Genomic DNA, 12,542 nt, shown 5'->3' on the forward strand with positions numbered 1-12,542 from the left:
CAGCAGCCGCCCTCCTCGTGCGTTTCTCGAGTCCCGTCTCACATGCCTGAAGTCTCTGTGGTCATGTCGGTTTACAACGGCGAAGCAGCATTGCCGTCGACCCTCTCCAGCTTGCTCCAGCAGACCGGATGCGACTTCGAGATCATCGCCATCAACGATGGCTCCACCGATCAATCCGGACAGGTGCTCGATGCGTGGGCAGCTGAGAACCCCCGGCTGCGCGTGTTTCATCAACCCAACCAGGGCCTCACGCGCGCCCTGATCCGCGGCTGCAACGAGGCCAGCGGCGAGTTCATCGCACGCCAGGACGTGGGTGACGCCTCGCGGCCCGGCCGTCTGGCCGCGCAGGCCCGGCTGCTTCGCTCGGATCCATCGCTCGTGTTTGCCGGTTGCCGCTACGCGCTGGTCGGGCCGGGCAATGAGCCGCTGACGGACGGCGAGCCGCCGCAAGGGGCCACCACCGACAGCGGCCTGCGCAACCAGGACGGCAGCGCAGTGGCGAGCCCTCATCACGGCACGGCCATGTTCCGCAAGAGCGCCTATGCGGCCGCAGGCGGGTACCGGCCCGAGTTCTACTATGCGCAGGATGTGGACCTGTGGTCCAGGCTCATCGACCAGGGCGATTTCGGGCAAGTGCCCGAGGTGCTGTACCAGGTGAAGTTCGACCTGGACAGCATCACCGCCAGCCACCGGGCCGAGCAGCAAAGCCTGCGCGCACTGGTGGCGCACGCCAGGGCGCTGCGATCGCAAGGGCGCAGCGATGCGCCTGTGCTGGCGCAGGCCCAACGCATACGCCCCGGCGGAAGCAGCCCTGTGCCGCCAGCACCGCGGCGCGACTCGCGCCCTGCCGCCAACTACTTCGTCGGCAGCTGCCTTGCCAGCCGTGGCGACCCACGCGCCAAGAGCTACCTGACGCAAACCGTGCGCGCCAAGCCCTTGCACATCAAGGCCTGGTTCAAGCTGGCGAAGCTGGCGCTCAGCCCGTCAAAGCGCGCCCTATGAGCGATGTGCGTGCGCTCGTGTTGTGCTGCGACGGGTTCTACCAGACCCACATCCTGCAGCAGGCCGCCCGCCACCTGCACCTCGTGGGTTTCGTGCTCTACAAGGGCATGGAAGCCAGGCAAGGTTTGCTGCGGCGCATGTGGCGCTACGCCGACCCGCGTGCGCTGGTGCGGCAGTTGCAGGCGAGATTCCTGCTCAAAGGCTACGAGCCGCGCCTGCAAGCCATGCAGCGCGAGGTCTTCCATGAAGGCGGCCAGCCGCCGACCTTGCCCGACAGCGTGCCGCATCTCGTCACGCAGGACATCAACAGCGTCGAAGTGGCCGACTTCATCCGCCGCATGAAGCCGGACATCGTGCTGGTGAACGGCACGCAACTGCTGCGCGCACCGATCCTCGAGTTGATTGCGCAGATTCCGCTGGGCATCATCAACCTGCACACCGGCCTGTCGCCGTATTCGCGCGGGGGCAACTGCAATCTCTTCATGCTGCTCGAAGGCCATCCCGAGCTGGTCGGCGTCACCGTGCACCACATCGACGCGGGCATCGACAGCGGCGACATCATTCTTTCTGCGCAGGTGCCGATCCTTGAAGGCGACACGTTTGAAATGATCGATGCCCGCTCGTTTCACCTGGGTGCGCAGTTGCTGGTGCGCGCTGCGCAACAACTCGCCGCAGGGCGGGCCGCGCGCGTCAAGCAGTGGGAGGCCGGCAAGCTGTTCCTCAAGCGCACCGGCTATGTCTATGAGCCGTATCACCGCCTGGCCGCCAACCGCCTGCTTGACCGCGGCCTGGCCCGCGAGTACCTGGCGAACAAGGCCTCACGGGACGCAGGTGTGCGCACCATCGGGGCGGCCCCATGAGCGCGCTGGCCAGCCGCATTGCCAATCGCGCGAAAGACCTGCTCTTTGTGGCGCCGCTGGACAGTCATTGGCGCCGCGCTTTGCGCGGCAAGGTGATGTGCCTGCTGTATCACCGCGTTGACGACCCGGCCCATGTTCCGTACCTCGAACAATTCGGCGCGCCGAGCATTCCGCCGGATGAGCTGGCCCGCGAACTGCGCTTCCTCCAGGGCCAGGGTGCGAAGTTCATGACGCTGGCCGACCTGCGCCAGGGCGAGTTCCCCGACCCATCGCAGTTCGGCGTCATCGTGAGCTTTGACGACGGGTTTCGCGACAACTACACCGCCGGCCTGCCGGTGCTCGAACAGCTCGGCATTCGCGGCGTGATGTTCCAGTCCACCGGCATGGTCGATGCGCCCAGCCTGCTCTGGGAACACGCGCTTTACTGGCTCTGGAGCGATCCGCGCAGCCGCGAAAGGCTGGAGCGCCTCGTGCGTTCACGATTGGCCGACATGACGGCGTCGCAGGGCCCCGCTTTGCTGACTCGCCTTCGTGATGAGCTGCCGATGACGCAGCTCGAAGCCATCCTGGCCGAGTTGACCGCAGGCGATGCGAGCGCCGCCGCGCTGGTGGAGCAGGCACGCCGCCTCTATCCACGCGCCAGTGACGTCACGCAGGCACATCGCCACGGTCACGAGCTGGCCAGTCATGGCCATCACCACTATCCGCGCCGATCCATCGACGGCGCCACGTTCGAAGCCGAGCTGGTGCGCTCCATCGACGTGCTGACACGACTGACCGGCACGGCACCTGGCGCGTTTTCCTATCCGTTCAACAGTTACCTGCCGGGCGATGCAGCGCTTTGCGCGCAACACTTCAAGCAGGTCGCCACCGTTGATCGCGCGCTGATCGATCGCTCGAGCGATCCGCACGCGCTGGCGCGGTTCACCTGGCCAGGTCCGCATCGCAATGGCTTGCGCAGGCGGCGCTGGTTACTGACGGGGCGCATCTAGCATGGCCATCTCGCCCGGCCTGGAGCCGATTTCCATCGTCATCCCGACCTACATGCGCGACCAGGTGCTGGTCGACACGCTCGTGCATTTGCTGCGGCTGGAGCGCCGCGCCGCCGAGATCCTGGTGGTGGACCAAAGCGCCTCGCATGATGCAGCCACGGCCGGACAGCTTCAGCGCATGCACGACGCCGGCGACATCCGCTGGGTGCGTTTGACGGTCCCGTCCATTCCACAGGCCATGAACAAGGGGCTCGTGCTGGCCTCGCAGCCGTTCGTGCTGTTTCTCGACGATGACATCATCCCCGACGAGGGACTTGCCGCGCAGCACGTGCTGGCGCACCGCGAGCATCCGGACATCATCGTGGCGGGCCGCGTCATCCAGCCCTGGCAGGAAGGCACGACGCCGCCAGAGGCGGAGCCGTTCAGCTTCTTCGGCACGCACCCTCGCTGGATCAGCGAGTTCATGGGTGGCAACTTCTCGCTGTCGCGTGAACTGGCGATCCGGCTGGGAGGGTTTGACGAAAACTTCGTGCGCGTTGCCTATCGCTTCGAGGCCGAGTTCGCGCATCGATTCATCAAGAGCGGACACCGCATCCGCTTCACGCCGGCCGCGTGCATCCATCACCTGAAGGTGGCGGCCGGCGGCACCCGCATGTACGGTGAACACCTGACGACCTGGCGGCCGGATCACGCCGTGGGCGCGTACTACTTCGGCCTTCGAACCGGATCTGCCGGGGAATTTGTCTCGCGGCCGTTGCGGTCCGTGGTCACGCGCTATCACCTGCGACACCCGTGGCGCATTCCGGCAACGCTGCTCAGTGAGTTTTCAGCAATGGTTTGGGCGATGATGCTGTATGCGAAAGGGCCCAAATTTGTCGAACCAGAACCTGGCCAATGATTGAACTGACACTGGTCCTCGTCGCCACTGCCGCCCTGGTGGTCATGCTCGATTGGCGCAAAGGCCTGGCGGCCTGCGTCCTGATCGGGATCGTGCAGGATCCCCTGCGCAAGCTCGCGCCCGGGCAGCCCGTCTATTACGTGTTGCTGGTGGGCGTGATCTTCGGCGTCACGCTGGTTCGCGCCGCACTGGCCAATGTGCGCCTGGACCCCGGTGTCATCCACGGCTGGCGCAAGAACCTGCGGCTGCCGTTCTCATTTTTCATTGCCGTCGTTTTCGCGCAGGCGCTGCATACCCTGGTGGCCTACAACAGCTTTTTCATGGCTGGAATTGGCCTGCTGGTGTGGTTGTCACCCATTCCAGCGGTGGTGTTGTCGTATCAATTTGCCATCCGGCGGGGGCTCCAGGGCGTCAGGCGCCTGATGGTCCTGTACGTGCTGATCGCACTGGTCGCCCTGTCGGGCGTCTACCTCGAATATGCAGGCTTCGAGTGGCGCACGCTTGGCGAGGTGGGAGAAGGGCTGGTCATCTATGACATGGGCACGATCCTGAAGGCCCACTCCGGATTCTTTCGCGCGTCGGAAATGGCTGCGTGGCATGCCGCGACCATTGCCTGCTTCGTATTCATTCTGTCGGTAGGCAAGCGGCCGACACTGCTGCGAATCGTGGCAGCGCTGCTGCTGATCGGCGTGCTGATCAGCCTGGGCATGCTGACCGGGCGGCGCAAGATGCTGGTGGAAGTCACGATTTTCCTTTGCGTGTACGGCATCCTGATTGCACTGCTGCAAAAAGGCCGGGCTCGCCTGGCACTGGCATTGGGTGCGGTCGCACTCGTCGGCTATTTTGGAATCGTCGGGCTGGTGGCCCCCGATCCGGTGCAAACGCCGTCGAGCCGCTCGGCTCGAATCGACAACCCGAACGGTATGCAAGGCTACGCTGCGCGTGGCCGCACTGTCGTGCAGGACTTGCCGCAGCGCGTCAGCGATCTCGGGCTCCAGCCCATCGTTTACGTCGTGGACCGGTTCGGCTGGCTCGGCGCCGGCTTGGGAACGGGCAGCCAGGGAACGAACCAGGTGACCGCAGCTGCGGGCATCAATCGCTGGGCCGCAGAAGGCGGGCTGGGCAAGATCGCCATGGAGCTGGGCATTCCGGGCTTGCTGGTCCTGCTGTGGCTCGGCGTCGCCCTGTTCAAGCACCTGCGCAAACAGCTGGCCGCCGTTGCACAACTGTCGACCCAGCACATGCGCATGGCCTACGGCCTGGTCGCGTTCCTGGTCGCCAACCTCGCGACCTTCTCCATCGCGACCCAGGCGTACAACGACCTGTTCATCCTCGTGATTCTTGGTTGGAGCACCGGGTTCCTGCTTGCCATGCCCGTGCTTGCCGCCAAGGGAGACCCGTCCATCCGGCGGCGCAATCCACAAGACACCATCCCCTTTGGATTGCCCCCAGGCTATCGACACCCCTCTGCCCATGTTGCATCGTTCCGCTGACGTGGCCACGACGCAGCCCTTGCGCGTCGTCGCCGTTGCGTCGCACCCCATCCAGTACCAGGCACCGCTGTTTCGCGCCCTGGCGCAATCGGGCGACATCGACTTCTCGGTTCTTTTCATCACCATGCCCGACGCGGCCCAGCAAGGGCGTGGCTTCGGCATTGCCTTCACGTGGGACATTCCACTGCTCGAAGGCTATCGCTGGAGGCAGGTCGATGACATCCGCGGCCGCGGCGGCCTCGACGGCTTCTTTGCGGCGCGCATTTCCCGCCCGCGAGCGCTGCTGCGCGAGTTGCGGCCCGACGTCCTGATGCTCACCGGCTGGCATATCTGGCCGCTGGTGCAACTGCTGTTCGCCGCCCGCAGCCTGGGCATCCCGGTGGTCATGCGTGGCGAGTCGAACAACCTGCGCACGCGTCCATGGCATGCCCGCCTGCTTCACCGCTTGCTATTGGGCCGCTGTTCGGCGTTCCTGCCGATCGGGCGGGCCAGTCGCGGCTTCTATCGCAGCTATGGCATTGCCGAGCGCCAGTTATTCGACACGCCCTATTTCATCGACAACCAGCGCTTTGCGCAAACCGCCGACAAGCTCCGGCCCGAGCGCGCCGCACTGCGCGCGAAGTGGGGGATTGCCGAGGCGGCGACTTGCTTTCTTTATGCCGGCAAGCTCGAGCCCAAGAAGCGCATCCTCGATGTGCTGGAAGCGCTGCGCGAAGCTCGCGGCCGAACGAGCGCGCCGTTGCACCTGCTGGTCGTCGGCACGGGCGAATTGATGGAACAGGCGAAGGCGGCAGTGGCGCAGCACGAGCTGCCTGTGACCTTCGCCGGGTTTCTCAACCAGACCGAAATTCCGGCGTCGTATGTCGCTTGCGACTGCCTCGTGCTCGCCTCCGACTTCGGCGAGACCTGGGGCCTGGTCGTGAATGAAGCGATGGCCTGCGGCAAGCCCGCGATCGTGAGCGACCGCGTCGGCTGCGGGCCCGATCTCGTCACGCCCGGCGTCACCGGCGACATCTTTGCGTTTGCGGACACGCAGGCGCTTGCGCAATGCATGGTGCGCGCCGCGCAAGATCCTGCGCGCCTGAAGGCAATGGGCCAGGCCGCGTGCGATCGTGTGACGCGCGACTACTGCGTCGATGTGTCGGCCAGTGGCACGATACGGGCGGTTCAGTTCGCCCACCCATCCGCTTGAAGGTCCTGCACGTCATCCCCTCGCTGTCCTCCACGGACGGCGGCCCGAGCCGCGCTATCGCGCTGATGGAGCGCGCGCTGTCCGCGCAAGGCGTGACCGTGGAGACCGCAGCGACCGACGACGACGGCCCCGGCCGCCACAACGGCAAGCCGTGTGCAACGCCACTGCCGGAAAACGGCGTCGTGCGCCGCTACTTCAGCAAGCGCCGCGATTTCTACAAGGCTGCGCCTTCGTTTGGCGAATGGATCGGGCAACACGTTCGCGACTACGACCTCGTGCACATTCACGCGCTCTTCTCGTACATGCCCATGGCTGCTGCGCGCGCAGCACGCCGGGCCGGCGTGCCGTACATCGTGCGGCCCTTGGGCACGCTCAATTCGTACGGCATGGCCAACCGCAGGCCGCTGCTCAAATCGTTGTCGATGCGCTGGATCGAAGGCCCCGCATTGCGGCATGCGGCGGCTGTGCACTTCACCAGCGAAGACGAGGCTGTGCAGGCGCGCATGACAGGCGTTGCGATGCGCGAGCAAGTCATCCCACTCGGTGTCGAGATCGAACCCTTCGGTGCGGCCGGCATGCGGCTGCCAAGACCTGAGGCGCCGCGCATCCTTTTTCTGTCCCGGCTCGATCCGAAAAAAAACATCGAAGGCCTGCTGGACGCCTTCGCGTTACTGCTCAAAGACTTGCCGCAGGCGACGCTGGTCGTTGCAGGCACGGGTGAGCCTGCTTATGTCGAAGCACTCCAGCGTCGCGCACAACAGCTGCATGTGGCGGCCAGCGTCCAGTGGCCGGGACACGTGCAGGGTGATGCAAAGGTGGCGGCATTCGCGAACGCGGATGTCTTCGCGCTGCCGTCTTTCTCGGAGAACTTCGGCATTGCCGCGGCCGAAGCCCTGGCGCAGGGCTTGCCGTGCCTGCTTGGCGAAGGCGTGGCGCTTGCGGGCGATGTCGCGCAGGCCGCGGCTGGCGTTGCCGTGAAGCCCGATGCTGCTGCCATTGCACTGGGGCTGCAACGTATCATCGGCGGCGGCATGTATGCGTCCATGGCGCGCAACGCCGCCAGCCTGGCGCGCGACCGCTATTCGGCCGAAGCCATGGGCATTCGCCTGAAGACTCTCTACACGGACATCTTGCGGCTCACATGAATTTCCTGGATCGCGTCGAAGTCCTGATCCTCACCTGGAACGAGGAAGCCAACCTGGCCCGCACGCTGGACGCGCTGCGCTCGTTCCCACGAATCCTCATCGTGGACAGCGGCAGCACCGACGGCACACTGGCCATCGCTGCCAGCCATTCGAACGTGCGGGTCGAGACGCGTGCTTTCGACACGCATGCCAATCAGTGGAACCACGCCCTGAGCGCTTGCGGCGGTACGTCGGAATGGGTGCTCGCGCTCGACGCCGACTACGTTTTGCCGCAAGCCGTGGTCAGCGAAATCCAGGCGCTGGCGCCGGCGGCTTCGACCGGGGGCTTCTGGGCCCGGTTTCGCTACTGCGTCGAAGGGCACCCGTTGTCCGCGTCGCTCTACCCGCCGGTGATGATCCTCTATCGCCGTGCCGGGGCCAGCTACTTCCAGGATGGCCACACCCAGCGAATCGCCACCACGGGCGAGGCGAAGACGCTCACCGGCGAGGTGATGCATGACGATCGCAAGAGTCTTGCCGCCTGGCTTGCCGCACAGGACCGCTATGCGCAGCTCGAGTGCGAATTGTTGCTGGGCACGCCCTGGGAGCGCCTCGGCTGGCGCGACCGGCTCCGGAGAATGGGGTTTGTCACGCCGTGGCTTGTGCCCCTGTATTGCCTCACGGTCGGCCGGGGGTTGCTCGACGGCAAACCGGGGCTCTACTACGCACTTCAACGCGGCATTGCCGAAACCATCCTGAGTCTGCGACTCTTGCAGGCGCAAATGCGCACAACCCTGAGCGGAGCCAAGTCGCAATGAGTTTGATCCTGGGTCTCAACGCCTTCCACGGCGACGCCTCCGCCTGCATCCTGCGCGACGGCGTGATGATCGCTGCGGCAGAAGAAGAGCGCTTTCGCCGCATCAAGCATTGGGCGGGCTTTCCGAGCGAGGCCGTGCGCTATTGCCTCCAGGCGGCAGGCGCGAATCTCAGCGACGTCGATCACATCGCGCTCAACCAGGACGGCAGGGCCAATCTCGCACGCAAGGTGGCCTTCACACTCAAGCAACGCCCGGAGATGGCGCTTGTGCTTGAGCGCCTGCGCAACAAACACGAGCGCGCCGGCGCTGCTGACCACCTGGCCCGCGCGTTTCCTGATGCGAAGTTCAAGGGCCGGGTGCATGCGGTCGAACATCACATCGCGCACCTGTCGTCTGCGTTTCACGTCTCGCCGTTCGAAGAGGCCGTCGTCGTATCGGTCGACGGGTTTGGCGACTTCGCCAGTGCGGCGTGGGGCGTCGGGCGGGGCACACGCATCGAGGTAGAGGGGCGTGTTCACTTTCCTCACTCGCTGGGAATCTTCTACCAGGCGATCACACAGTTCATCGGCTTTCCGCACTATGGGGACGAATACAAGGTCATGGGCCTGGCGCCCTATGGCCAGCCGACGTACCTCGACGCAATGCGCCGTATCGTGCGGCTCTTGCCGACGGGCGCCTTCGAGCTGGACCTTGATTACTTCCGCCATCACCGCGAGAAAATCGACTACCAGTGGGAGGACGGCAGCCCGCATGTGGGCTCGCTCTTCAGCGACAGGCTTGCCAGCCTGCTCGGGCCGGCGCGCGCTGGCGACGAGCCGCTTGAGCAGCGCCACAAGGACATCGCCCGCTCGGCGCAGGCCATGTATGAAGAAGCCTTCTTCCACCTGCTGAACGCGCTGCATTCGAAACACCGGCTCAGCGCAGTTGCGCTGTCGGGCGGGTGCGCGATGAACTCGGTCGCGAACGGTAAAGTGACTGTCCGCTCGCCGTTCTCGTCGCTGTACGTGCAATCTGCGGCAGGCGACGCCGGCGGTGCGATCGGCGCGGCGCTCTCGGTCTGGCACGACCTGGGTGGTGCGCGCGGCGAGGTCCACACGCATGCTTACTGGGGCCCGTCGTTCGATGCGGGCGAGGTCGACGCGCTGATCGACAGTCGTGCTGCCTCCATCGAGGCAGCAGGATGCCGCGTCGAGCGGCTGGACGATGCCGCCCTGTTCGAACAAACGGCGGCCGCCATCGCGCGCGGCGAAGTCGTGGGCTGGTTCCAGGGGCGGATGGAATGGGGCCCGCGTGCGCTGGGCAACCGCTCGATCCTCGGCGACCCGCGCCGAGGCGACATGAAAGACATCCTGAACCTGAAGATCAAGCGGCGCGAATCGTTCCGACCGTTTGCGCCATCGGTGTTGCGCGAAGCCGTGCCCGATTGGTTCGAGCTCGATGGCGATGTGCCATTCATGATGCAGGTGTATCCGATTCGCATGGAGCGGCGCGCCACCATTGCCGCCGTGACGCACGTGGACGGCACGGGCCGGCTGCAGACCGTGACGGCAGCTGCGAACCCGCGCTATCACGCGCTCATCACGGCATTCCACAAGCTCACCGGGGTGCCGATGGTGCTCAACACATCGTTCAATGAAAACGAGCCCGTTGTGTGCACGCCCGTCGAAGCCCTGGACTGCTTCCTGCGCACACGCATGGACAGGCTCGTGATGGGCAACCTCGTGCTCTCGCGCACGCAGCCGCATGCTTGATGTCTTGCGGGCCCTCGTGTGGCTTGCCTCGCCGCTGCCACTGAGCCTGCTGCTCGCTGCTGCCGCCTGGCTCCTGCGCAATCGCACGCCTGCGCGTGCCCGCAAATTGGCCGTCGCATCGTTCACCGTTCTATGGATGGGCTCGATGCCGTTGACTGCTGATTTGCTCGGCGCGCCGTTGGAAAATTACTACGCTCCTGTCGCAGTGGCCGCTGCACCCAAAGCGGACGTCATTGTTGTGCTGGGTGGCGCCCTGGTGGGAGCCCATCCGCCGCAGCGTCCCAACCTGGCTTTGGGGCATTCCGCGGACCGCATCTGGCAAGCGGCAGCGCTCTATCGCGCAGGAAAGGCGCCGTGGGTCGTCGTGGCGGCTGGCGCGCGAGATCCGGATGACGACGGCCAGGTGGAGGCTGACGCCATCGTCGAGATGCTGCTTGCCTTGGGCGTGCCCAAGGAGCGGATTCGTGCCGAGAGCAGCAGCGGCACCACCCGCGAGAACGCATCCAACACGCGCGCCCTGGTCACCGGCTTGAATGCCCGTAGCGTCTTGCTGGTCTCTTCCGCCCAGCATCTGCCGCGGGCCGTCAAAGCGTTCGAGTGGGAGTGGCGCGGGACCGGGGTGAATGTGATTGCGTTTGCCGCAGACGTCAGCGCCGATGACGAAAACTTCACGTTTTCCGACCTCGTCCCCTCCGAGGATGCCCTCAGACATGTAACCCGGACGCTAAAAGAGTATGCAGGACTAGGCGCGCTGGCTATCATGACCACAGTCACACGGTGAAGTGACTGTGACATGCCATTACACATATCCGTCATTACCGCTGTTCTGAACAGGGCGAACACATTAGGTGAGTCGCTTGCGTCGGTGCACGGGCAATCGTGGAGCAACGTCGAACACATCGTGATCGATGGCGGCTCGACTGACGGCACACTCGACGTCATTGAACAGTACAGGGGCGGGATCGCCAAACTGACCTCATCGACAGACGCCGGCCCGTACTACGCGCTCAACAAAGGCATCGCCTACGCTTCGGGCGACGTGATCGGCTTCATGCATGCCGACGACATGTTCGCCTCACAGCATGCACTCGAGCGCATTGCGGGCGCATTCGAAGATCCTTCGGTTGACGCGGTATATGGCGATCTGGTCTATGTGCGCAAGGAAGACTCGTCGCACGTCGTGCGCTACTGGCGCGCCGGGCAGTTCGAACGGGCGCATCTCACGCAGGGCTGGATGCCTCCGCATCCGACCTTCTACGTCCGGCGCGAGCTGTATGCGCGCTTTGGCGACTTCGACACACGTTACAAAATCGCCGCCGACTACGACCACATGTTGCGCCTGCTCTGGCGGGCCAAGATCAATGCGGCTTACGTACCCGAGGTGCTGGTGCGCATGCGGATGGGCGGGCTGAGCAACCGGTCCATCTTCAACATGGTGAGTAAATCACGCGAGGACTACACCGCCATGCGTGAAAATGGAATCGGCGGCCTGCAGACTCTTCTATTGAAAAACGTCACCAAGCTGCCGCAATTCATGGTCCGCGCCGCACCCGTGCGCTGACCGATTCGACGCCTTGTAGTATTGGTTCGTATGTTCGTCGTCCGCACGAAAATCTTCGTTATTGGCTCAGTGCTGTGCGCTGCGTCGGTTTGCCACGCCCAGGCGAATTCTGCAGAGCCGAACAATGCCCCGTCCACGGCCAAGGCAGCACCGTTCCAGCCATCACAGGCAGGTGCGAACGGCTCCCAGGTTGCAACCGCACCGCAGTTCGTGCCGACCGCTCCCAACGCGCTTCCCCTTGCCACGCTGACCAAGGACTATCGCCTGGGCCCGGGTGACCTGGTCGAGCTCGAAGTGTTCGACATGGAAAACCTCAAGCGGACCGTTCGTATCAACGCCGCCGGGAACGTGTCGCTGCCCTTGATCGGCTCGCTCACGCTGGGCGGCCTCACGGTCCCGGAAGCCGAGGCCCGGATCGCCCAGAAGTATTCCGAGAAGTATCTGCAGGACCCACAGGTTTCGCTCTTCGTCAAGGAATTCACCACGGAGCGCGTCACCGTCGAGGGCGCGGTCGTCAAGCCGGGTGTCGTTCCCCTGAGCGGCCAGATGACACTGCTGCGCGTGCTGGCCGTCTCGGGTGGCTTTGGCTCGATTGCCAATATGTCCGAAGTCCTGATTTACCGCGTGAACGAGAACAATGTGCGCCAGGTTGCCGCGTTCGACGTCGAACAAATCCGCGCCGGCAAGGCAGAAGACCCCCTTGTGAAGGGCGATGACCTGATCGTGGTCCAGCGGGACCGCACACGCGCCTTCCTCAAGGATTCGATCTTTCGCGACATTGTCGATTCGGTCAATCCGTTCTCAGTGATCGTTCCCAAGTAGCCAACGCCCGAAAGACATCCCTCCCCACC

The 12,542-nt window shown here is 64.7% G+C and carries 12 protein-coding genes; all 12 read left to right on the forward strand.

Features of this window, described 5'->3' with window-relative positions:
• Positions 1-42: 42 nt before the first annotated feature.
• Positions 43-1,002, forward strand: a complete 960-nt coding sequence (locus tag GHT07_RS06100) for a glycosyltransferase family 2 protein (protein ID WP_194792848.1) — start codon at positions 43-45, stop codon at positions 1,000-1,002.
• Entirely contained in the window at positions 999-1,862 is an 864-nt protein-coding gene (locus GHT07_RS06105; RefSeq protein WP_153584176.1) for a formyl transferase, read from the forward strand. The genes GHT07_RS06100 and GHT07_RS06105 overlap by 4 nt, the downstream gene beginning before the upstream one ends.
• A complete protein-coding gene (locus tag GHT07_RS06110) occupies positions 1,859-2,854 on the forward strand; it encodes a polysaccharide deacetylase family protein (protein WP_153584177.1) in 996 nt (331 codons plus the stop codon). Before GHT07_RS06105 ends, GHT07_RS06110 begins: the two co-directional genes overlap by 4 nt.
• Position 2,855: 1 nt before the next feature.
• Positions 2,856-3,752: a glycosyltransferase family 2 protein gene (locus tag GHT07_RS06115; protein ID WP_153584178.1), complete on the forward strand. Its 897-nt coding sequence runs from the start codon at positions 2,856-2,858 to the stop codon at positions 3,750-3,752.
• A complete protein-coding gene (locus GHT07_RS06120) occupies positions 3,749-5,245 on the forward strand; it encodes a hypothetical protein (protein WP_153584179.1) in 1,497 nt (498 codons plus the stop codon). The genes GHT07_RS06115 and GHT07_RS06120 overlap by 4 nt, the downstream gene beginning before the upstream one ends.
• Positions 5,226-6,437, forward strand: coding sequence for a glycosyltransferase family 4 protein (locus GHT07_RS06125; protein ID WP_153584180.1), 1,212 nt, complete (start codon positions 5,226-5,228; stop codon positions 6,435-6,437). Before GHT07_RS06120 ends, GHT07_RS06125 begins: the two co-directional genes overlap by 20 nt.
• Entirely contained in the window at positions 6,434-7,582 is a 1,149-nt protein-coding gene (locus tag GHT07_RS06130; protein WP_194792849.1) for a glycosyltransferase, read from the forward strand. The genes GHT07_RS06125 and GHT07_RS06130 overlap by 4 nt, the downstream gene beginning before the upstream one ends.
• On the forward strand, positions 7,579-8,379 hold the full coding sequence (locus tag GHT07_RS06135; protein WP_153584182.1) for a glycosyltransferase family 2 protein: 801 nt from the start codon (positions 7,579-7,581) through the stop codon (positions 8,377-8,379). The genes GHT07_RS06130 and GHT07_RS06135 overlap by 4 nt, the downstream gene beginning before the upstream one ends.
• Positions 8,376-10,130, forward strand: a complete 1,755-nt coding sequence (locus tag GHT07_RS06140) for a carbamoyltransferase family protein (protein ID WP_153584183.1) — start codon at positions 8,376-8,378, stop codon at positions 10,128-10,130. The genes GHT07_RS06135 and GHT07_RS06140 overlap by 4 nt, the downstream gene beginning before the upstream one ends.
• Positions 10,123-10,911: a YdcF family protein gene (locus GHT07_RS06145; RefSeq protein ID WP_153584184.1), complete on the forward strand. Its 789-nt coding sequence runs from the start codon at positions 10,123-10,125 to the stop codon at positions 10,909-10,911. The genes GHT07_RS06140 and GHT07_RS06145 overlap by 8 nt, the downstream gene beginning before the upstream one ends.
• 12 nt (positions 10,912-10,923) lie before the next feature.
• Complete coding sequence (locus tag GHT07_RS06150) at positions 10,924-11,691, forward strand: glycosyltransferase family 2 protein (protein ID WP_153584185.1); 768 nt, start codon at positions 10,924-10,926, stop codon at positions 11,689-11,691.
• 210 nt (positions 11,692-11,901) lie between these two features.
• The gene (locus GHT07_RS06155; RefSeq protein ID WP_194792850.1) at positions 11,902-12,513 is read left to right on the forward strand and encodes a polysaccharide biosynthesis/export family protein; all 612 of its coding nucleotides are present in this window, start codon (positions 11,902-11,904) and stop codon (positions 12,511-12,513) included.
• Positions 12,514-12,542 lie beyond the last annotated feature (29 nt).

It is taken from the genome of Caenimonas koreensis DSM 17982, assembly GCF_009646335.1.
GTDB lineage: Bacteria > Pseudomonadota > Gammaproteobacteria > Burkholderiales > Burkholderiaceae_C > Ramlibacter > Ramlibacter koreensis.